This is a genomic window from Pseudoalteromonas sp. 1181_04, assembly GCF_052850545.1.
Genome location: NZ_VXCS01000005.1, coordinates 69,858 through 93,689 on the forward strand (window position 1 = coordinate 69,858; position 23,832 = coordinate 93,689).

Annotated in this window: 15 protein-coding genes; 4 read left to right on the forward strand and 11 right to left on the reverse strand. The window is 39.9% G+C overall.

Annotated elements, in window-relative coordinates:
- The first annotated feature begins 165 nt into the window (after nucleotides 1-165).
- Nucleotides 166-1,593, forward strand: coding sequence for a pectate lyase family protein (locus FW757_RS05365; protein WP_446440941.1), 1,428 nt, complete (start codon nucleotides 166-168; stop codon nucleotides 1,591-1,593).
- A gap of 69 nt (nucleotides 1,594-1,662) precedes the next feature.
- Here the strand turns inward: FW757_RS05365 and FW757_RS05370 are convergent, their stop codons facing one another.
- From FW757_RS05370 to FW757_RS05410, 9 genes are all read right to left on the reverse strand, one after another.
- A complete protein-coding gene (locus FW757_RS05370) occupies nucleotides 1,663-2,619 on the reverse strand; it encodes an alpha/beta hydrolase (RefSeq protein ID WP_182717264.1) in 957 nt (318 codons plus the stop codon).
- A gap of 6 nt (nucleotides 2,620-2,625) precedes the next feature.
- Nucleotides 2,626-4,293, reverse strand: coding sequence for a glycoside hydrolase family 43 protein (locus tag FW757_RS05375; RefSeq protein ID WP_446440942.1), 1,668 nt, complete (start codon nucleotides 4,291-4,293; stop codon nucleotides 2,626-2,628).
- 3 nt (nucleotides 4,294-4,296) lie between these two features.
- Nucleotides 4,297-5,511: a glycoside hydrolase family 88/105 protein gene (locus tag FW757_RS05380; RefSeq protein WP_446440943.1), complete on the reverse strand. Its 1,215-nt coding sequence runs from the start codon at nucleotides 5,509-5,511 to the stop codon at nucleotides 4,297-4,299.
- 110 nt (nucleotides 5,512-5,621) lie between these two features.
- A complete protein-coding gene (locus FW757_RS05385; RefSeq protein WP_446440944.1) occupies nucleotides 5,622-8,171 on the reverse strand; it encodes a glycoside hydrolase family 88 protein in 2,550 nt (849 codons plus the stop codon).
- Nucleotides 8,172-8,220: 49 nt separating this feature from the next.
- Nucleotides 8,221-9,669 carry a glucuronate isomerase gene (gene uxaC, locus FW757_RS05390; RefSeq protein ID WP_182739305.1) on the reverse strand — a complete coding sequence of 483 codons (1,449 nt, stop codon included), beginning with the start codon at nucleotides 9,667-9,669 and terminating at the stop codon, nucleotides 8,221-8,223.
- 91 nt (nucleotides 9,670-9,760) lie between these two features.
- Nucleotides 9,761-10,384, reverse strand: a complete 624-nt coding sequence (gene eda, locus FW757_RS05395) for a bifunctional 4-hydroxy-2-oxoglutarate aldolase/2-dehydro-3-deoxy-phosphogluconate aldolase (RefSeq protein ID WP_446440945.1) — start codon at nucleotides 10,382-10,384, stop codon at nucleotides 9,761-9,763.
- A 22-nt stretch (nucleotides 10,385-10,406) separates the two neighbouring features.
- Nucleotides 10,407-11,876, reverse strand: a complete 1,470-nt coding sequence (locus tag FW757_RS05400; protein WP_182731219.1) for a glycoside hydrolase family 28 protein — start codon at nucleotides 11,874-11,876, stop codon at nucleotides 10,407-10,409.
- A 241-nt stretch (nucleotides 11,877-12,117) separates the two neighbouring features.
- Nucleotides 12,118-15,141 (reverse strand): TonB-dependent receptor, encoded by a 3,024-nt coding sequence (locus FW757_RS05405; protein ID WP_446440946.1) that lies wholly within the window; start codon nucleotides 15,139-15,141, stop codon nucleotides 12,118-12,120.
- Nucleotides 15,142-15,674: 533 nt separating this feature from the next.
- A complete protein-coding gene (locus FW757_RS05410) occupies nucleotides 15,675-18,389 on the reverse strand; it encodes a TonB-dependent receptor (protein WP_446440947.1) in 2,715 nt (904 codons plus the stop codon).
- Between the two features lie 422 nt (nucleotides 18,390-18,811).
- On the opposite strand from FW757_RS05410, the gene FW757_RS05415 reads away from it, so the two are divergent.
- The 3 genes from FW757_RS05415 (at nucleotide 18,812) to FW757_RS05425 (ending at nucleotide 22,043) form a co-directional block, all read left to right on the forward strand.
- Nucleotides 18,812-19,570, forward strand: a complete 759-nt coding sequence (locus tag FW757_RS05415; protein WP_446440948.1) for a rhamnogalacturonan acetylesterase — start codon at nucleotides 18,812-18,814, stop codon at nucleotides 19,568-19,570.
- A gap of 257 nt (nucleotides 19,571-19,827) precedes the next feature.
- Nucleotides 19,828-20,823, forward strand: a complete 996-nt coding sequence (locus FW757_RS05420; RefSeq protein ID WP_182759763.1) for an LLM class flavin-dependent oxidoreductase — start codon at nucleotides 19,828-19,830, stop codon at nucleotides 20,821-20,823.
- A gap of 239 nt (nucleotides 20,824-21,062) precedes the next feature.
- Nucleotides 21,063-22,043 (forward strand): patatin-like phospholipase family protein, encoded by a 981-nt coding sequence (locus FW757_RS05425; RefSeq protein WP_145239058.1) that lies wholly within the window; start codon nucleotides 21,063-21,065, stop codon nucleotides 22,041-22,043.
- Between the two features lie 83 nt (nucleotides 22,044-22,126).
- On the opposite strand, the gene FW757_RS05430 is transcribed toward FW757_RS05425, so the two are convergent.
- Both FW757_RS05430 and FW757_RS05435 read right to left on the reverse strand, forming a co-directional pair.
- Nucleotides 22,127-22,993, reverse strand: a complete 867-nt coding sequence (locus FW757_RS05430) for a DMT family transporter (protein WP_182717273.1) — start codon at nucleotides 22,991-22,993, stop codon at nucleotides 22,127-22,129.
- 50 nt (nucleotides 22,994-23,043) lie between these two features.
- The gene (locus tag FW757_RS05435; protein WP_259398438.1) at nucleotides 23,044-23,691 is read right to left on the reverse strand and encodes a helix-turn-helix domain-containing protein; all 648 of its coding nucleotides are present in this window, start codon (nucleotides 23,689-23,691) and stop codon (nucleotides 23,044-23,046) included.
- Between the last annotated feature and the right edge of the window lie 141 nt (nucleotides 23,692-23,832).

Genomic DNA, 23,832 nt, shown 5'->3' on the forward strand with positions numbered 1-23,832 from the left:
TTGTGTGTGCAAGATATGCGATTCCCGTTGATTCAAATTCCAACTTGCCACCGGTGGCAAAATGGAATAACATGAAGTTAACACTGTATTAATGAAACTGTCAATTTACATATTGACAATTTTTTATTTTAACCAGCATTAAAAACGAAATAGCCAAGGAACATTATGCAAGTTCTGAAGAATAATAATTTAAACTATCTCAATATCGTATTACTAAGCATCATTATTGTGTTAACGGTTTTTGTTTCGACTAATTTATACGCTTCACAAGTCAATACAACATTGGCTTTTTCAACGGCAAAAGGGTTTGGTAAGTACGCAACTGGGGGCATTAATGGCACGCTTTATAGAGTCACTACATTAGAAGATAATTTAGATAAACCGCAACCAGGCAGCCTTCGCTATGCAATTGTGCAAAAGCATCCTCGCACTGTCGTATTTGCGGTATCGGGTGTGATCAAATTGGCAGGGGAACTTAAAATCTCACATGGAAATATAACCATCGCAGGGCAAACTTCGCCAGGTGGGATTGCCATTGTTGGTGCACCTGTGACGGTTTCATCCGCAGATAATGTGATTATTCGCTACTTACGCTTTCGCTTAGGTACATTTGGTTATGCTGATGATTCATTAACGGTGCGTAACAGTGAGAATGTCATTATTGATCATTGTTCATTGAGTTGGTCAGTGGATGAAACCGCGAGCTTTTATAATAACCGTAACTTTACGTTACAAGATTCAATTATTTCACATAGTTTAAGCCATTCAATTCACCCTAAAGGCGATCATGGCTATGGTGGCATTTGGGGCGGGGCAAATGCGAGCTTTATTAATAATATAATTGCCAATCATGCCAGTAGAACGCCTAGGCTCAATGGTCATAGACTTAAATCACCGTATGCACAAGATGAAGAGTTTGTTGAGCTTATCAATAATATTATTTTTAACTGGGGACATAATAATGTTTATGGATCAGAAAATGGTCGTTTTAACTTGATCAACAATTATTATAAACCAGGTAAAGCAAGTAAGATCATGCAGTTTGCTGATATTTGGTATTCCCCAGAGATCAAAGAAAATCAGGCATATATTATGGGAAATGTACTTGAGAATAACCCACAACTGACTGAGCATAATTATTTAGGTGTAAATTATCGCAAAGCAGTCAAAGCAAAACGCACTATCAGTGATGAAAATAGCCAGTGGTTAAGTGATAAACCAATCATTACATCACCCATGCAAACAACCATGGTTTATGTTAGTGCAAAGCAAGCATTTAGTGATGCCATTAAAGGGCAACATATAGGAGCAAGTCGTAATGCACATGGCTATTTCCATGACAGTATTGATACGCTTGTTTATCAACAGCTCGCTGATAGTGTCGCGATAAAGAAAAATGGTTTGATTGATCATGAGTTTGAGTTAATTGGTAATTGGGATGCATATAAACAGGAATTTACAGGGGTTCCTGCAATCGTTGATGCTAATGAAGATGGTGTTGCGGATGATTGGTTCAAACAGCATCAGCTGCAATTAAAAAATGCAACTACAGCGCAGGTTTTGCAGCAGTACTTAAATTCGCTTAGCGACTAACAAAGAAAGCCTTGATGACTTAAAATAACCATTAACTCATCAAGGCTTTAATTTTAACAACAATAATGATCAACGAGTTTTAGCAAATTGTGCTGTTAAAAAGTCATCAATAACACTGGTCGTAGGCGTTAACCACGGCTGGAATAACCAAAATGAATGCGGCGCATCATCAAACTGGTAAACTTCACTGGGTATATGCAACTGTTGCAACTTTTGTATTGCGCTGTCTCTACCTGCACGAAAGCGTGGCACTGAGCTATTAATGAAAAGTGTTGCAGGCGCGTTTTTATCAATATAGAAAATAGGCGATGCGTCGTGCCAACGCTGTGGGATAGTTTCATACCTACCCCCAAACCACTTGCTGGCTGAAGTGACGGATTTGGCTGAGTTGTTTTCAAAAGGTAGTGCTTCTGGAGACGTGAAATCACTTAAGCCATCTATATTGATCAGCGCTTGGACATTAAATCGCTTCGAGTTAGTGTCGCTGCTATCAACAATTCCGCCGCTGTAGGCTAACAGCGCGGCTAATTGGCCACCTGCAGAGCCGCCCGATAAAGCAATCTTAGTGCTGTCTATATTATACTGAGCAGCATTATTATTAAGCCAATGAAACGCACTAACTAAATCCTCAACTGCTGCAGGATAAGGCGCTTCGTCGCTGAGGCGGTAACTGGGTGTTGCAACAACATAACCACGTTCTACCAGCGCAATTGCAAGTGCTGTCATTAATGCGGGGGTGCCTGATTGCCAGCCACCACCGTGGATCAACATAATCAAAGGCGCCGTTTGTGTTTGCTGTGTTTGCTGATAAATATCTAAAGTCTGTGCACTGGTTTTAGTTTGTTTGTAAACCAGTGCTTTATGAGCGATTACAGAGTCAGGAAGTGTCGTTGCGGGCACCTGCATGTGTGGATAGTGTTTGATTAGTTTTTTATAAGTATTTTCAACGGTGTAATCAGCTGCTATGCATGGCTGAACACAGAGCAATAATACGGCAAAAAAGTTCAACGTTTGATGTTTTAGCATATTCATTTAATCCAAAGTGTCGTAACGGGCATAGTCAAAATCGGCATAGTTGCTAGCACCAGGAGTTTGCGACAGGCTAAATAAGCCTAACTTAGCACCTACCCAGCGGCCTTTTTTAGCTTGGAAGTGTTCACCAATAATTTTAAACTCAGCGCTCGCAGCGGTTCTATAACTAAAAATGGCTGTGGCGCCTGGTTGTAGAACGACTTTTAGGTCAAGATAGGGTTGTGTCAGTGGTTGTTGCTCTACGATACTTTCTGTACAGCCTTTTCTCGCATTAAAACAGTGCACATAGACTAGCTGTTGTTCGCCAGTAGAAGATGTTTTGATACCCATCCATGCATAGTCTTCACCAAATAGAATAACTCCTGAGGAACTAGCAGAGGTTGTTTCGTTGACCTGCAATGTGGTTGTAAAAGCAAACTGTTCTGCAGGGATCTTTTGCAGTAACAAAGAAGGCGTTGACCATAAATTAGTGTTGTTCTGGGTTGTAAATGGCTGCGAGTATAAGCGTAAAAAGCCGGGGTTGTCTGTCAATGAATACCAGCTGTTACTTGGATTTGCATTCCATTGCCATAATAAACTTAGCTTAGCGCTGTTGAATTCATCATTGTTCACTATGCTGGTGGGTTGTGGGCTAATTTTGCTTCGAGGCTTGGTGTGCTGTAAAACCGGCTGCCCAGTTCCATTAGCATTTTTATCTATACCAATGATTGGCCAATCATTGTCCCAGTGCATAGGTTGTAAATGGGTGATACGGCCATACGCTTGTTTGCTTTGAAAGTGAATAAACCAGTCTTCATTAAATTGGGTGTGAACCCACGCACCTTGATGAGGACCGTTGATCACTGAATTACCTTGTGCCATAACAACCTTGGCTTCGTAGGGACCGGTAATTTCTTTTGCTCTAAATACCGATTGCCAACCTAAATCTACCCCACCAGCAGGCGCAAAAATATAGTAGAAGCCGTTACGTTTATAAAATTTAGGACCTTCAATGGTGCGATATCCAGGGTGATTTTTACCATCGACAATATGTGTAAACTTATCACTTACCCAACTTGCGTCATCTTTCATTTCACGCAGCGTCAGTACATTATTAAAGCCAGCACGACTTTTTGCCCATGCATGTATTAAGTAGGCTTTACCATTGTCATCCCATAAAGGTGCAGGGTCGATCAATCCTTTACCCGCTAAAATAAGCTGTGGGGTTGACCAAGCTCCAGCAGGATCATCTGTTGTAGTTACATAAATACCAAAATCAGGATCAGGATAAAAAATCCAAAATTTATTATCATGAAAACGGATTGTTGGCGCCCATACGCCGTTGCCATGTTGTACTTTTGCAAAGTGGGCTTGTGGCAGCTGTATTGGCAGCGCATAATTAATTAACTGCCAGTTGACTAAATCGGTAGAGTGTAAAATAGGCAAGCCAGGTGCAGAGTTGAAGCTAGATGCTGTCATGTAATAATCACCATTAACAGCAACCACATCCGGGTCGGAATAATCGGCATGCAGGATTGGGTTTTTATATTCGCCATTACCTAGATCTGCTTGCCACGGACTTTGAGAGTGTGTTGGCGATAGTAATTGCGACTCTTTTGCATAACACGGGTTGCTACTTAAGCAGACAACCAACACTGCTAAAGAGAAATTGTATTTGTTGTTTAGCATCGGTTATTTCTCCACTTCTAAACTGGCAAGAATAAAAGGCCCGACTGCTTTAGGATCGTTCGCACGTACATTTTCACTGATGTAATAAGCAAAGCTGCCATCTCTATATGGTTTTCCGCCAAGCCCAGCCACTTCGCATACTTGTTTTATTGATAAGGTGTTATCTGCCTCACGTTTAATAAAGTTGCTAACTACAGCATTAAAGGTGGTTTTTGCAATTGCTTGGTAGCTATCAGGCAAGTAACCTTGATTAACACCTCTTGCAATCGCATAGCTGAGCATAGCACTGCCAGAGGATTCTAAATAATTACCGTCTAATTCACCTTTATCTGTAACTTGATACCATACACCGGAGTCAGAACGCAGCTTTAACATGTTATCAATCAATGTATTAAAGCGCTGTGATAGCCACGCTTTTTTAGGGTGATCATTCGGTAGTTGATCTAATACATCAACCATTGCCATGGCGTACCAACCGATAGAGCGCGACCAATGATTAGGTGATTGTCCGGTTTTTTTATCAGCCCAACGCTGTTGTTTAGATTCATCCCAGCCATGTACAGGTAGAGAGGTGTCACTGCGATAAGTATGTTGTTCAATTAATTCAAACTGTTTTATAACATCATCATACTGATCGACTGTCCCAAAGCGGCGGATATATTCGGCATAAAAGGGCGCTGCCATATATAAACCATCAAGCCACATTTGCGAGGTATAGCGTTTTTTATGCCAAAAGCCACCATCAATTGTGCGAGGTTGTAATTTGAACTGTGCATATAAAGTATCGAGGGCAAGACGATATTTACGATCTTTTGTTTCATCAAACATAAAAAACAGTAACTTGCCGGCATTGAGCATATCGAGATTATATTTGCTCATTACGTAGGTTTTAATACTGCCATCTTCCATTACTAACGCGTCTACATATTCTTTAATGTAATTGAAATAGCGTTGTTCTGGTTGATGCTGATAGAGCTTGGCAAATGACAGTAACACTAAGCCATGGGTGTAATCCCAGCGCGGTTCAGTGCGCCAATCAATGGTGTAGGCCTGTGGATTACGGATCATCTCAGAGTTCGCCATTTGCACGGCATAGCTCAGTGAGTTGTTATTATTTTGCGCAGACACATTCATTATTGAGCAGAATAAGCAGCAGAGCAAAAATGAAAAAATATTTTTATTTACGCTGTTTTTATTGATTTTGATTATACGCATCATAAATCCTTATGAGCTTAGTGTGCTGATGATGTTGTTGAAGGGAAGTGAGTTTTGGCCGGTAAGCAAAAATGCGATGGACTTTGCTTTCCGGCTGAATAATCTATGGCTGTTTAGTTGTTACCAGCTAGAAGCTTAGCTACTTCAAGGCTTGCTAGAATGAAGGGACCATTTCCTTTAGGATCATTTTTGCTGACCGGCTCGCTCATATAATAGTGATAACTACCATCACGACCAAAGCCAAGGCCTGCAACATAGCATTGGTTTGTCATACTTACCGTGCCATCGCTATGTACTAATGTAAATTGGTTAAGTAAACCTTGATACGCTGCAAGGGCAGTGTCTTGATAATCAGCATCGATATAGCCATTATTAAGTGCTTTGGCATAAAAGTAAGCAAACATGGCTGTTGCAGTTGATTCTTGGTAGTTACCTAAAGCCGTTGGTTTGTCTAAAACTTGCCACCATGTGCCGGTATCAGTATTTTGAACTTTGGCTATATCCGTGGCTAACTCTTTTACTATGGCGAGTAAGGTATCGCGTTGCTCTGTGTTTTTTGCTGGGATGTAATCGAGTACATCAACCACCGCCATAGCGAGCCAACCCATACCACGGCCCCAAAATTCTGCAGAAACACCCGTTTGTTTATTTGCCCATGCTTGCTGTTTAGATTCATCCCAACCGTGATAGTACAACCCTGTTTTTGGATCGCGTAGTGCTTCACGAGTGAGCTTAAATTCGTTTACAACCTCGGCGAAGGTTTCTTGTTGCTGATGGCCCGTTTCAAATAAGCTACCGTACTGGGCTAAAAACGGCATACCCATATAAACGCCATCTAGCCACACTTGATGTTGATATTTGTTTTTGTGCCAAAATGCGCCTTGTGATGTACGTGGCTGTAACTGTAATTGTGCACGTAAAGCTTTTGCGGCAGATAAATATTGTTGCTGCTGGGTATCTTGGTATAGCTGGATAAGATTACGCCCAGGCGGAATGTTATCAATGTTAAAATTGCTTTGTTTATAGGCGGTGATTTTGCCTTGTTGATCAATAAAGCTACCAGTAACTTGGGCAATCACATTCTTATAAGTTTGCTCATCAGTTGCCATCCCTAATTGGTAGTAAGCATACGGTTGTAAGCCAATAATATCGTATTCAAACTTTGGGCTGCGCTTACGGTTCACATCCCAGCCATTGGCATGATAGCCTAGTGTTTTTCTTTTCAGCTCTGAATCGGCAAGGGCGCGGGCCCATTCAAGGGCTAATTTATCATTAAGCGGTTGCGTCGTTTTTTTTGCTGTAACTGTGGTATGCAAAGTAATGCGTGGTTTAATTGTCAATCTTTCAGCTTGTTGATTCAGGTACTCAATAAAGCTTTCTTTATCGTTAATACCACTTTCAGGTTGCCAAACAGAGGCAAAATAGTAATCAGCATGCAGTGTATTTTGCCCTTTAGGTTTAAGCACTGCAAGGTAGTTATTTTTGTCTTGGCGTACATCAATAACATCACCTTTTTTAAAAAATACCGCCATACCTAAAGCTGATTTATCTAAACTCTGATTGCCCCAACTGGCAATATAGCTATAGCCATAATTACTCATTGCATCCAGATCACCTTGAATAAACTCAGTATCTGGGTGTTTGACCACACCGGCTACTAAATTAGGCAAATCTTTATCAGTGTTCAGTTCTACATGTGCCAAACGTGAGCCGCCGTGCATACTAATATTGGCTATTAAATCTTGCTGTTGATAGCTGTTTTGCCAGCCTTGATACTCAATTTGTATACTGGCGCGTAAATCGCCATTTTCAATAATCCGCGCTGTACGTTTGCTAACATCAGATACATGTTCCAGCTCATCATTATTACCCATCAAACCAAATCCGCCAGCACCTAAAGACTTACCCACTTTAAGGATATCCATGCCCCAGTCTTGTTTGTCATGATACGAAGAATAACCATCAAGGCCGACAGTATGTAGCACAGGTTGTGTTGTTAATTTGCCGAAAATATCAAAACCATTACGCCAATCTAGATAAAAGCGGTAACCGACTTTATCCGACTCAATACCTGGGCCTTCATAACGGATCCAATTTGAATGATCGGTGTAATAATCTGGTGGTGTTAACTCATCAACATTTTTAAATTCACCGCCTACATACTCTTTTTTACCTGTGCCAACTTGGTGTTTTGGCGGACGAGAATGAGGCTGCCATTGACCACCTTGTTTATGGGCAAGATCAGCTTGAACACGTTTTGTTTGTGCTGTGATTGATGGGCTACTTTGCTGTGTAATGGTGACTTCAATCGGTTTATCATTTAAATCGACAATAAAATACACACCATCAAGTTCACCGTCCGAGTTAATATCTACTGCTTGGCTAGGTAACACTTGCTGCGCTGTTTTTACAGTTAAAGCAGCAGTTTGGCTAAGACCTAAATCGTAATAGCTAAGATAGATTGGCTCGTCAGGGCGTTTAAACGAAGATGGATTAACAATGTCCACTTTAGCAACTAATGCGCTTCCAAGGGAGTTAGTTTCGCTCGCTTGCAGTGGTGTTTTAAGATCTGCATGTTCTTGGCATGCAATCAATAATAGGCTAGAGCTTAGAGCTGTTCCCATCAAAATGCGCTTTGATAACAGTGATGTTTTTAAAGTCATTGTGTGTCCTCAATGGTTGAGCCACTTAAATTAAGTGGCTCTATTATTGTTATTTATCGAGATTATATGCTTTTTTCACTAGCCCATAGGTTAGTTGATAAGCCAGAGTCTGGGCAGTACTTTCGCTAATTTGATGATTTGCTACAAGCTCTGCTAAATAGCGACAATCAACGCGGCGTGCAACATCATGACGAGCTGGAATTGATAAAAATGCGCGGGTGTCATCATTAAAGCCAACCGTGTTATAAAAACCAGCTGTTTCAGTTGTTTGCTGTCTAAAACGAAGCATACCGGCGGGGCTGTCATGGAACCACCAAGCAGGACCTAACTTGAGGCTAGGGTAGTGACCCGCTAGTGGCGCAAGTTCTCGACTATAGGTCGTTTCATCTAATGTAAATAGGATGATTTTAAGATCAGGGTGATTTCCGTATTTACTCAATAGTGGTTTGAGTGCATTAACGTATTCAGTTTGGCTTGGAATATCACAGCCTTTATCACGGCCAAATTGATCAAATACCGCTTGGTTATGATTACGATGCGCGCCAGGGTGAATTTGCATCACTAAACCATCTTTAATGCTCATACCGGCAAGCTCAGTGAGCATTTGGCCACGGAATAATTCTTGCTCTTGCTCCGTTGAATGGCCTGTTCGACATTTTTCAAATAATGCTTCACATTCTGCGGTAGGTAAGTCAGCAGTTAATGCAGTAGGGTGGCCATGATCGGTTGCTGTTGCACGTCCTTCAATACGAAAGTAATCACGACGTATTTGAATTGCCGCTAAATAACCTTGCCAAGTCGTTGTATCTTGGTCGGTTATCTCACCAAGTTTAATTACGTTGTCGATAAAATCTTCACGGCTAGCATCAACCACATCATCAGGTCTAAAGGTGGTGATCACACGTTTTGCCATTGCAGAGCCTGCAATTGCGCGGTGGTGCGGGAGCTGATCAAGTGCACCTTCTGTTGTGGCAATTAGTTCAATATTAAAGCGGTCCATCAGTGCATGAGGCTTGAACTCGGGTGTTGCTAACGCAGCTGTAATTTTTTGATAATAGTGCTGACCATTTTCCGAGCAAAGTTTTTCAGTAAACCCAAACACATCACTAAATACCGCATCTAACCAATAGCCACTTGGCGTTCCGGCATACAGGTGATAGTTATCAGCAAAGATTTGCCATACTTTTTCAGGATCAGCTGCTTTTGAACGAGCCATATCGCCTTGCAGCCCATGCTCAGGTACTCCTAAATCAGTCATTGGGATACCTTGACTGTAGAGCATTCTAAACACGTAGTGATCGGGTTTTATAAATAGCTCAGTAGCATTGCCAAAGTTTTCATTTTCATTAAACCAACGTGGATCAGTGTGACCGTGCGGACTAACTATCGGTAAGTCTTTAATTGATTCATATAACTTTCTAGCGATAGCAACGACGCTAGGATCGCTTGAAAATAAACGATCTGGGTGCAATTCTAAAGGTTCGATATTGCTCGGCATTGAAGATTCCTTAACTGTTCTGCTTGTTTATTGCCACCGGTGGCATGTAAAGGTAAATTACACTGACAACGTATGGCAGTCAATATGTTAATTAGTTGTTTTTTAGTACCTGAAGGCAGGCTTGCGTGATTTTGTCATAGTCTTTACTTTGTACCCATTGTGGTTGTGCAACCCAGGTTCCACCCACAGCCATCACATTATTAAGTGCTAAATAGTCTTTAAAGTTTTGTTCATTAATGCCACCTGTTGGGCAAAAGCGAATATCAGCAAATACGCTGCTGACTGCTTTTAAAAACTGCTCGCCACCACACAAAGAGGCAGGAAATAATTTTTGCTCAGTAAAGCCATATTCTTTAGCAAGTAAAATATCGGCGGTGTTTGAAACACCCGGCACAACGGGCACAGAAGATTGACTAAGGGCATCGAGTAATCGTGGTGATACCGCAGGAGTAACAATAAAATCACTGCCGGCGGCAAGACTTTTTGCAAGTAATGCTTGATCAGTAATCGTGCCGGCACCAACGCATAAATCGGGTAGTGCTTTTTTAATCGCGATTAATGCGTCAAGGGAAGCTGGCGTTCGCAGCACAACTTCCACTAAATGAATGCCAGCCTTGTGCATTGCAGTGGCAATAGCCACACCTTCTTCACTACTGTTTGCTTGGATGATAGGCAATATAGGTTGGTTGCCTAATAATGTTGAAAACACGGTCATACAATTTTCCTATTAATACTTATTATTTTTGTAATTGAGCCATAGTTAACGGCTGTTTGTTTAAAGTGACATTGGTTAAGCTCATGTTATTCACATTAGCAACAATAGAATCATCACCCACTTGGTCAAAATGACAGTCGATAAAATGGATATCGTTCATTGGTGCGCGTGCAAAGCCATTGAGGTAAAAAGCCTTACTCAACACATTTTTACAATGTAGGTTTTCAATTTGAATATCACGAACTGTTGGGTCGAACTGTCCCGCATCGCCTTCTTCATAAAAAAAGTTGATCACAACAGCATTTTTAACCGTGCCAACTTCGATGTTACGTATGCGAATATGCTCGATCAAACCGCCACGTACTGAGTTAGTTTTGATACGAATAGCGCGCTCTAGGTGGGGGCTGTCCATGGTGCAGTTTTGCACAAAGACATTATTTACACCGCCAGATATCTCACTGCCGATCACAACACCACCATGGCCTTCTTTCATATGGCAGTTTTCAATAACAATGTTTTGCGATGCTACCCCAACACGGCGACCATCAGCATTTCGGCCCGATTTGATCGCGATACAATCATCACCGGTATCAAAGACACAGTTTTTAATGTGCACGTGGTCACAACTTTCTGGATCACAGCCGTCTGAATTAGGACCATGGCTTGAAAAATTGACGTTATCAACTGTAACACTTTGGCATAAAACCGGGTTCACTAACCAAAAAGGTGAGTTTTTAATTGTTACGCCTTCGATTAAAATATTTTTACATTTATACGGTTGAATAAAAGGAGGGCGTAAATAGGCACCAGTACTGTATATACGTTGGCTGACAGGCACACCAGCTTCGGCATCAACCATTAACTGATCACGTGCTTCACGCTGGTGCAATACTTTACCTTGGCTATCTTTAATTAAATCCCAATGACCTTCCTTGTGTGGTCCCTTCCAAGGCCACCATGTTTGGTTATCACCATTTCCTTGCAGTGTTCCTTTACCTGTGATGGCAATGTTTTCTTGTTCATAAGCATAAATCAGTGGTGAGTAGCCCATCATTTCTAAGCCTTCCCAGCGAGTAAATACCTCTGGTAAGTAATGATTAGGATCAGTGCTGAAACTTAATATTGCCTTATCAGCCAAGTGTAAATTTACGTTAGAAAGTAAATGAATGGCACCGGTCAAGTAGGTGCCATTTGGAATGTAGACCTGACCACCTCCTTGTGCGTGGCAGGCTTCAATGGCGTTTTTAATGGCCTGTGTACAATCATGTTGACCATTTTCTTTTGCACCAAAGTCTTTAATATTAAATTGCTTAGCAGGGAAGGTTGGGACGACTATCTTAGCTTTTATATGTTCAGCCATTTGCCAATCGTCTGCGCTAATAGGCGCTTCAAAAACATTGAGCAAAGGCGCTGACTGACAGCCCATTAAAGTTGCTGTTACCAAAGTGCTAGAAGCTAATGCTTTAAGAAAATAGCGTCGTTGATTATTCATCTTGTATCCTGCTGCTGTAATTGGAATTATTATAATAGGTTAACATTAGCAGTTATTGCCACCGGTGGCAATGTGATTTTACTACAAAGTTTAAATTTTCAAAGACTTATTGTTTTTGAAAAAGTTATTTAAAATTAGTGACTAATAAAATAATCGATAGTAAAAATCATCGATTATGCACGGGGGAGAGTATTATATTGCAGACATAGCCTCAGTTAACGAGGCTATGTGTTGATTAAGTTTAGAAAGTGCCCCTTACACCCACTAAAAACTGGCGACCTGATGAAAGGTTTTCGTAAGGGCGTGGCGTGTAAATATCATTCCACATATCTTGTTTTTCATCTGTTAAATTAACGGCTTCAAATGAAACACTCATTTTCTCTGTTAACTTGTAGCGGGCAGAGAAATTAAGCTTCGCCTTTGCATCATAACCACGCACAAAGGTTGATTCATCTTTATATTCGTCTAAATATTGTTTGTTATAGCCACTTCGGTAGTTATAAGAAAAACGAGCCGACCAATCGTCTACTTGATAGTACAAGGTTATGTTGTATGTGTTCTTTGATGTTTCTTCTTCTACTAAGTTAAGTTGCGTGCCATAAAATGGGTCTTCTATATCACGTGTATAATCAATATAGGTGTAGTTAGTTTGTAAACCTAAGGCATTAAATGGTTCAGGCAAGAAGGTAAAAGGCTGTTGATAAATAAATTCTGCGCCCCACATGCCTTCAGCATCGGTATTGACAAGTTGCGATACTTGCCAAGTCACAGTGCTAGGATCTGTGTCGCCAAGGTCGATACCAAGTCTATCAAGATCGGCTTGTGATAAAACTTGCTCAGAACTTGCTTTTGTTAAACCCGAAATATTTTTATAAAACAGTGATGTTGCAAGCAGCGATTCTTCAGCAAAGTACCACTCTAAACCAACATCATATTGTTTCGCTTTATAAGGCTTGAGTGACGGGCCTGCACCCATCTTAATTGTCGCTGATGGATCATCAATACTCGGCGTATTAATACTGATTGAAGAACGTAAATCAGATAATTTTGGGCGAGTAATTGCGTGTGAATAACTAAAGCGACCGACTAAGTCCTCAGTGATATCGTAAGCAAGGTTTAATGATGGCAGCCATTCATCTCCTTCACTCACAGACTCACGCCAACCATAACCTGCAGCATAGTTTGCACCGTCGCCACGTCCCGCAGTGAAACCATCTTTGTAAATATGATCTAAATTTACGATACGACTGGTGTTTTTGTTATCAACATAACGCACACCAACATTACCACGTAGCTCTTTATCAAATATGTAGTTTCTGAAATCTAACTGGACAAATGCTGTAGCAACTTCTTCTTTAATATAATAAGTGCGTCTAAAATCTTCTTTGGCTTGAAAAAAGTCTGCCCCAGCAAAGGCGTTGTACATGGCATTATAATCAGGTGCTAACCAAGTACTACTGTTAAGCGTTGATGAACCAGGAATTGAAGCGTTGTTACCAAAACTTACACCTTGTTTATCTAAAGTGGTATTAAACAAGCTGCCATCAATTTGGGCTGCATCTAGCGATATAACACGCTCTTCTGCTATTGCGCCTGATGTTTTGTTTGTTTCTCTATTGATGTCTTTCCAGTTATTTAAATTATAGTGTTGTTCTGTTTCAAAACTACGCTGACCAACACCAAACTTAACCGTATATTCATCGTTAATCTCGTATGTAAAATCAACTCTAATAGTTTTGTTTTCACTTTCAATTGTTTGCGAGCGATTACGTACTAAACCAGCGGTGTAATTAGTTGGATCTGTCATCACCGACGCTATTTCATCTTTACTATAATTCCCGCCAGGTGCCTGACCTGCGGCAAATGCAAATGATGGCATATTAGTGTTTAACTCACCGCTACCAATCGCTTGTCCGCCCGGGTTATTAATTAATGATAATGGGTCTATATTACTATCAAAACTATAGGCCACGGTAGATTGATTACTATCTAGGGCAAAGGTGGTCATATTCGGAATGTCTAAATCTGATTTACCTTGGCCTATTAGGAAGTTCATTTTAAAACGATCGTTAATAAACCAATTTCCAGTAAAGCTAACTTGATCAAAAGTTGATTCAGATGTATCTTTGCGTGTTTCTGAACGGATAATGGCGTTTGAATATGCACCTGCGACTATGGTGTTGTTGACATCGACATAAATGTTTTCAGGGACGATATCTTTTTGATCTCGTAATAATACTTCGTAGTGATATTCTTCAGAATCATTATCCAAGCTTGCATGCAACACATCTAAGTTGAATGAGAGATCATCAGTAGGCGCATATTGAAAAGCAATTGTTGCACCAAGACGTTTTTGTTGTTTTGAATACAATGAATAGCGAGGAATACGCGGTAAATATAATCCATCTAAATTTTCATTGGTGTAATTCCCGTTTGGCATTAGTAATGTTTTCGGTGCTACGGTAAGATAATTTGAGCCGCCTTGACCAACAGGTAAACCATCTTCGACAAAGCTTGGATTGTTTACAGTCCAACGTCCAGTTGAAGAGCCTTCACTTTGTACTGTGCCATCAGAGTATGCAATAGAGGCAAGTACACCAAACTTATTATCCCAGTTATTACTGAGCATAAAAGAAGCACGAGGCGATACATCCTCATCAACATCACTATAACGAGCATTGACATTGTAAGCGCCTTTAAAGCCATCATATTGAAATGGACGCGCCGTTTGTAAGTTAACATTGCCTGAGATGCCACCGTCTTCAAGTTCAGCAGAAACGGTTTTATTAATATCTATTTGGGTAAACAGTTCAGATGCGAATACGTTAAAATCAAAAGCACGAGAGGTATTAGAACCACCAGCCGCATCAGTAGCAGCACCAGCAGATGCTGATTCCATGCCATTAATTGTGGTTTTAACGTAACGAGAACCTAAACCGCGAATGGTAATTTGACGACCTTCACCCGCATCCTCCTCAATAGAGATACCAGGTACGCGTGAAAGAGAATCTGCCACATTTAAGTCAGGAAATTTACCAATATCTTCTGCAATGATGGTTTCACGGGTGCCTACGGCTTCACGCTTAGACATTAAAGCGGCATTGATACTACCGCGAAAACCTTTTACTTCGATCACTTCAAGTTGATCATCAGCAACAGCTTCATCTTGAGGGGCTGCATATGCTAAGCCACTGGTCAATGCGCCACTGAGTATTAAATTGGTCATTAACTTACTAAGTTTAAAATTGTGTGTGCTGGTTGTCATAGTGGTTCCACGTTCTACTTATTGTTATTAAGTTAACATGACTTAAAAGAGAGTGTTTGTCATGTCCTTGTTCTGATTTTTATTGCACCTAACCTCATAATCCATAATGGGAAAAACAACGAGAAAGCAAGTAGCAAAGTGTTTTATGAAATGGCTTGCTACCGGTGGCACAAAATGAAAAATATAGCGTTATTGATGCGAAGTCAAATGAAAAACATAACATTATTCATCATTAATTTACATTTAGAACAGCATACGAATACCATTCAAGTGCAACATTATCTATAAGTACTATGATTTAACTGATTATTTGCCACCGGTGGCATTGTATTTTAATTATAAATAATGGATGCGCTACTTTAGTCGTATAAAAACAATATAAGAATATTTTTGTTAGTATGTGAGTAATTTTTGATTATCAATTAAGAAAGGCAATTAACATTGAGTTGTTGGTATTGTGCGTAAAAAAACAGCTTAATTAAAATGTTAATTAAGCTGTTTACCTTAGGGGAGTTTAAAATTTAAATACTGTTTTACAAGTTGTAGCGTATTCCTAAAAAGAACTGTCGGCCGGTATGATTATATTCACGCGGTAAATCTAAACTGCCATCACCTGTTGTATATAGGCGTTCATACTCATCGGTAAGGTTAATAGCTTCAAATGTTACAGTGACATTTTCATTAATATTATAAAAAGCAGATAGGTCAAAATGTGTTGGACCAGATGTCGCTTCTTCGGCATTACCATTGTTACCCGTGTAATCTGTGATGTAATTGTCGCGTTTATTTACTGAGGCACGAGCGCCATAGTTTTCTTCTTCATAATACAGGGTAAAGTTATAAGAATTTTTAGAAAGGCCGGTAATTTCACCTGCAGAGACATACGTATAGTTAGACACTAACCCCATATTTTTTAACAACCCAGGTAGGAATGAAAAAGGTTGCTGATAAATAAGTTCAAGCCCTTTGATCACAGTACCTTGTCCATTTACAGGGACGAAATGTGTGTAAGGGGTAGTTCTAGGATCGAGCGCACTTGATGGATCATATTGCGGATCATTATCAATAAAGGGTAAATAAGCAGGATCGACGAGTTTTTCTTCACTATCACTTTTTATAAAAGAGCCAATGTCTTTGTAAAACGCTGTTGCTGCTAATAGCGACTCTTCTGCAAAGTACCATTCAACACCAACGTCTGTATTGGTAGAGGTGAAAGGGTCTAAGAATGGGTTACCCGCACTAACAGTGCCGTTTAAATAAGAAAACGATGGATTACCAGGATTGAGTGAACTCAAACTCGGGCGGGTCATGGTTTTAGATAAACCCAGCCTTACAATCACATCATCGGTTGCATCAAGGGCTAAATTTAGCACCGGTAAAACATTGTCATAGCTATTGTCGATTGATACCGCATCAGTTTGAATAAAACCTGTTGATGTGGTTTCAGTTTTTACATAGCGAACACCTGCATTGGTGCGTAGTAGCATATCGGAAATTTCATATTCAAAATTAGTTTCCACATAGGCAGCCATTGTTTCTTCTTCAACTTTCCAGCTTTGTGCACTGCGTGGCACCCACTCTTTAACTAAAAGCTGTGAATTTATTGCATCAAAATCAGCCACTATAAAGGGTGATAACGTGCCGTCATAACCGCTGCCAAAATCATCGTAGGGCATTAACTGAGAAAATCCAGCTGCAGAATCTTGATCAGGAAAACCGTTTATTTGTGATTCATCGTAACTAACCGTTCTGTCGTTATAGGCTATACCGCCTTTGATATTCATCATATCCATCTCGTATGATAAATCAATTTTAGCGGTGTCATTTTCGCGCAGTACATCTGTTGCACGTAAGCGCCCATCGGCTAAATCAAAAGAGTTGGCATCTAGAGTATCGTAATCGTAATTCATCACAGCGGTATTATTGCTGGTGCCAAAATCCATCGATACTCTATGAGGTGTGTTATTAGTCATGTTATAACGATACTGCTCAGAGCGAGCATCCGATTCAGCAGTGCCCACCATAGCGTCTAATCGAAGGTAATCAGATAAGTGATATTTAGCTGAGAATACGTATTGTTGAAATTTTGTTTTTGAAATCTGCTGACGGCTTTCTACTCGAGATTTAACCCCGTTAAATGTCGCTGCTTGGATCTGTTTGCCATTTTCAGCCACGGTAATCGATTCAGGGGTAATTTCGCTGAATGTGTTTCTAAACATCTCGAAAAAGTTGTACATAGTACGGTCATTATCAAGGGTTGAATGTAATGTATCTAGCGTAAGGACCAGATCATCGTTAGGAGCATATTGCAATGAACCGGTAAAGCCTAAACGGTCTTGTTCATTACCAAAAAAATCAGGGCGAGGCAGACGTGGCGTATATAAACAGTTAACAGCATCGACTGTTTGACCTTCGAACTCACAGTCCCCTGTATTGGGTGTGCCAATAACTTCAGTATTAGAGGTGTCAGCATAGATACCGCCACCATCAAGTACGGGGGTGGTCCAGCGTACTGTACCAAAGCCTTCTTGGCGCACGGTGCGTTCAGATTTTGCGACAGAGAATAAAGCCCCGATTGTATCATCAGCAAATGTGTTGCTGATCATAAATACCATCCGTGGGTCGACTTCTTCAGTGAGGTCGTTATAACCGGCTTGCGCAGACGCTGCAACATGAAAGCCTGTTGTGTCAAAAGGACGTGCAGAATACATATCAACAGTGCCCGCTATACCACCTTCTTCAGTTGCGGCCGTGGGCGTTTTTTGGATATCAACACGATTAAATAGTTCGGATGCAAATATATTAAAGTCAAATGCACGGCCACCATTTACGCCGCCACCAGAGTCGGTGCCATCGGTACTAGCAGGTACTTCCATACCGTTTAAGGTAGTACGTGTAAATGCAGGACCTAAACCACGTAAGGTAATTTGCCGTCCTTCACCACCTTCACGAGAAATAGCTACCCCAGGAATACGTTGTAATGATTCGGCGATATTCAGATCAGGGAATTTACCAATATCTTCAGCCGCGATAGATTCAGTGGTATTTACTTCAAAACGTTTAGTTGCTAACGATTTATTTAATGATGATCTAAATCCAGTTACTTGAATTAACTCAATGTCATTTTGGGCTTTAGTATCTGTTTGTGGCTGTTCATCGGCTGCGATTGCATACGATGTTGTGCCCAGTAGTAAGGCACTAACAATGCAGTTAAGTGGCTTGAGAACGAACTTATTTGCAGTCTTCATTGTGTGTTCCTTTTTTATGCTGTTGATTTGAGCTTTTATTTTTATTACTTTATTTAGCCAGTCAAATATAAGTCTATGATTAAATGTCATAAAACTATGATTTGAATCGATAGCAATATCAGCTAAATACAAATGCTACCGGTGGCATAGGAATCAAGCTATATCTAAAAAAGCGTATTGTCAAACCTAAGAAATTACATTTTTCATGGTTCATTTACATTTTTTTTGCAGTAAAAGTACATTAAGGACTGGTTCAATTTTATTCAGTACTATGATTTAACTTGTTATTTGCCACCGGTGGCAGTTGGTGGTATGTTTATAACTGGAACTACATTTTAATAAAATTATTTTTCACTAAACTACAAAAAATAATTTTATTACGAGCTAAACTGATTTTTTAAAAACAATAAAGAGCGAGTAGAATGGGAAAATTAATAGCAGCAATATTTATCATGGTGAGTTTTTCAAGTATGTCAGCAACTACTAAAGTTCAGCTTTTTATGGCAGGGGATTCAACCATGTCAATTAAAGAAGTGAAGGATTACCCTGAAACAGGTTGGGGAATGCCCTTTAGTATCTTTTTTAATGACAGCATCGACGTTAAAAATCGTGCTAAAAATGGTCGTAGTACACGCACCTTTATCAGTGAAGGCTTGTGGGCAGGGATTATAAATGAACTTAATAAAGGTGATTTTGTGATCATTCAATTTGGTCATAACGATCAGTCAAAACAGAAAGTAGACCGCTACACTACACCAGAGCAATATAAGCAAAACCTAGTTAATTTTATTGCTGAAGTAAGAGCAAAGCAGGCACAGCCATTACTGATGACCCCGGTAACGCGTCGTTATTTTGATGAAAAAGGTCAGATCAAGGACACCCATCCTATTTACGCTGATATAGTAAGAGATGTAGCTAAACAGACTGAGGTCGATTTTATTGACATGGAACGAGTGACCCAACAGTATTTTCAAAAGCTTGGTGGGATCAACTCACGCTTACGTTTTATGCATATAGCACCTAACTTGCATCCAAATTACCCTATGGGCGTAGAAGACAATACCCATTTCAATGAACTTGGTGCTCGAGAAGTTGCTCAATTAGTATTAATAGAAATGAAAAAAATAAATCACCCACTCGTTAAACAATTACGCATACCTGATCCAAAACATTTAAAATAAAAATAATATTTATAAATCATATTGTTATGTTTGATACAGCTAATAACGTGTGTAGTTTATTTAGTGTATTGTAATTGCATTGAATGAGTGTAAGTGCATTTAATGCAATAATCACTCTGCACTTAGCTTAATCGACAGGATCAATTGAGTAGTTAAAATCAATGATTGAATTAACCACCCAGCAGACCCATTAATGTAATGATGGTTAAATTATTTCGACTATCTTTATCACTTATTAAAGGCAATGAGGAGTACGCATGTCTGGGTTATCTGCAATACCGTTTTCTTTACTTGAGCTTAGCCCAATGAAAGAAGATGCCACCGTCTCAAGTACTCTTGCAAATAGTGTCGCTTATGCACAAAAAGCTGATGAACTCGGTTTTAACCGATTTTGGATGGCTGAACATCATAATATGCCGGGAATTGTCTGCGCGGCAACCTCTGTATTAATTGGCCACATAGCAGGGCAAACTAAAACTATACGAGTAGGTGCTGGTGGCGTTATGTTACCAAATCACCCGCCACTGATTGTTGCAGAGCAATACGGCACGTTAGAGAGTTTATACCCTGGGCGTATTGATTTAGGTTTAGGTCGCGCACCAGGTAGCGATCATATAACCAGTCGTGCTCTGCGCCGAGATGAACGACGCGCTGAAAACTTTGCCGATGAAGTCACTGAACTGCAAACTTTATTGGGCCCTTACGATGGTAGTCACCCTGTTCGCGCTATTCCTGGCGAGAATACCAATGTACCTATTTGGTTACTTGGTTCCAGTTTATATAGTGCGCAACTAGCAGCTAAAAAAGGCCTCCCTTATGTGTTTGCTGGCCACTTTGCACCGCGTTTTGTTTATGATGCAATCGCTTTATACCGCCGTGAATTTCAACCTTCTGATGTGTTAGACAAACCTTATGTAATGCTTGGCTTACCGATTGTTGCAGCAGATAGCGATGAACATGCACAGTTTTTAGCAACCACGTCAAAACAGCGTATCTTAGCACTGTTACGTGGTGATCCTTTATGGCTAAAAGCTCCCGTTAAAAGCATGGCTGGATTATGGAATGAGCAAGAGCAGGCTCAAGTTGAAAACTTTTTAGGATTATCTGTGGTAGGGAGTCCTGTGACCATTGCTCATAAGCTAAATATGATAGTCAAAGAGCTTGGTGTCGATGAATTCATTTTTACCAATGATCTTTACCAAAGTAGCGACCGTCATCACGCGTTGGAGATTTTACGGTCAATAAAAGCATAACCACTGAAAATTAAGCTAAGGTACACTTAACTCCCGTTACAATACAGAAACTAGCTAATACACAAAGTTTACTAGTTTCTGAACTCTACTTAAAAGTGCAAAACACAGCACTAATCTTATTTAAGCTTGCGTTCTGTTTTTATAATCAATTCGATTTATATAATCAATTTTAACGTTTGATTTAAACACATTAAAATGAAGGTATAAACCAGTAAAGTAATTACAAAGGAAGGCATATTTTGAAACCTCAAGACCCCAAAATCACAAATACTTTCGATAAAACAGCATTGATCGCGGAAGGTGGTGGGCAACGAGGGATCTTCACCGCAGGTGTACTCGATGCATGGCTTGAACATGAATATGACCCATTCGATTTATTTATTGGTACTTCAGCAGGTTCACAAAATCTTACTAGCTATTTAGCTCGCCAAAAAGGGTATGCCAAACGCTTAATAAGAGGGCTTTCGCGTCACAAACGATTTTTTCAATTAGGCCGTGGTTTAGTAGGTAAACATATAGTCGACTTAGACTGGTACTTTGATAAAACTACCGAAGTTAACAGAGCACTTGATTTTAAAACTGCAAAAGCCAGTTTGGGTGAACGGGAGTTACTTATTACCGCCACTAATGCCCGTGATCGAAAACCTTATTTTTTATCACCAACCGGTGAAGGCCAGCAATGGCGAGATCTATTAAAAGCGTCAAGTGCACTGCCATTTTTATATAAACAAGGTGTAAAACTCACGCCATGGTTAAATGCATTAGCTGCTAATGAAATAGATAAAACCGACGTACACGCTGAGTCAGACTTTTACCTAGATGGTGGCCTTGCTGCGCCACTACCAGTGCGCGAGGCCTACAATCGTGGTGCACGTAAAATTGTGGTGATCCGCACAGTTGATCAAGACTTTCAAGCGCAGTCGGCATGGGTAAACAAGTTAAAAGCGTTTGTTTGTGCATCAGGATATTGCCCAAAAACCTTAGATTACTTATTACAACACGAACAAGCGTATGAGGATGAGTTAGCATTTATTGCCAATCCTCCTAAAGATGTAGAAATAATACAAATTTTTGCAAACCAAAAGCTTTCGAGCAAATTACTTGGTAGTTCAACCAATGATCTACGTCGTGATTATAAATTAGGTTTATTGGCAGGTAATAACTATTTTACTGAGCAATACCCAGCAAACAATACCCATCCTGTTGCTGTAGCTAACTAATTAGTATTGATAAATTTATTCCGATCAGTTGCGTGTGAGTTGGATAAGTATCCGGTGTTGTTAGTTTGTAATTAATAAGCGAGTCATAAATGGCTCGCATTAACGCTCCGAGGCCTGCATTTATAATTACTGATCGCTGCGCCAATTAAAACAAATGCCAATGCAATTAAAATTGCCCATGAAAAATGTATTTGTTGAGCCATAACCAGTAACACGGTAGAAAGTAACGGTGTTAAAAAACTCAAAGAGGCAAGTAACGTTTTATTACCTCTTTTTAAAGCGATGTCCCATAAGTAAAATGCGCCACCGACAGGTCCTAACCCTAACAAAAAAATACCTACAGTCTGCGTTAATGAAAAACGCGTGACTGTTTGTTCAAAATATATATGTGCCAATAAGGCCAAAATAGCTACATAAAGAGAAAGCCAACCAATATCATCAACGTGATTATCAAAGCGAGTCATGAACAATGAATAACTCGACCATAATAGCGCACAACTCGCAGCAAATAGGTAGCCTAAAAAGTACTGGCTATTGATAGTAAAACCACTGCCATCACTAATTAAAAACACGATCCCTATAAAACCAACCAGCCCGCCTATAATCGCATTTATTTTGTTTTCAGACCGTGCGACAAAAACACCCAATAACAATGGCCATAAATATACAATCAGGCTAACTTCAATCAATGGTGCATATTTAAGTGCCATAAAATAACAAAAATGAAAACCAAATAAGCCAACTATACCAATAATTGTTTGCGCCTTACCAAGTGTAGGCAGAGTTAACAAAGGCTGCTTGGTAACAAGCCGTTTAATAAACAGCAATAAGAACGACACAAAGAAGCACATAAATAGTAATTGAAAAGCCGGTAATGCTTTAGTTAAATTACCCAACAGTGCTAATGCACCCCATAAAAAAATAGCTAATACGCCGAAAATTGTAGACATAGCAAACATTTAATTAAAAATTAATTGATAAAGGTAGTTTATCAATTTTACTATCTAACACTGTGCTTAAAAGACGATATTGTTGACGTTAAAGCTGCTTTTTTAAGTCTCGTGGGGGATTGTTTGAAGTAGCAAGTGAAGGCGCGACTAAAAGCTGAAGGGTCGTTATAACCAACCTGTTCACCAATTACTGCTATAGGTAAATCAGAGTAACAAAGTAAGGAACGTGCATGTTCCATTCTTAATTGCGTGTGATGTTTAACCGGGCTGGTGTGCATACATTGCTTAAAAACCGCTTTGAATTGAGTAACACTTAAACATGCAACCGCAGCCATATCATTCAATGTATAGTCTATCGATAAATCTTTTTTTATTAATAACAAAACGTTATTTATCCGCGGATCAATAGTCGCATTGGTAGTTTGTTGCCTGAGTAACACCAAAAATAAATTAAAACATAACGCTGCTTCATCTATGTTAGTTACACCTTGCAACTGCTTTTGGGTAAAACTTAGATAGCTCATTAATTTATCGTCAATACTGAAACAGGGGGCATTCATCGTCGTTAAGTTATTTGGGAGCTCTAATAAATCGGCCACTATAAAACGTGCATTTTCATCTGATTTAAACGCATGTAGAGTATTTTTAGGGATCACAACACATTGACCAACACCAACAGGCGCCGCGAAATTATTCATTTCAAGTTCTATATAGCCACAAAGTGGTAAAACAAGTTGGTGATAGTGGTGCTGGTGGCTGTGGATTTTTCGTGTGTAGTATCGAATCGATAAGCTATTCATCTATTAAATTTAATAATTGCTATGACAAACAATCATGAA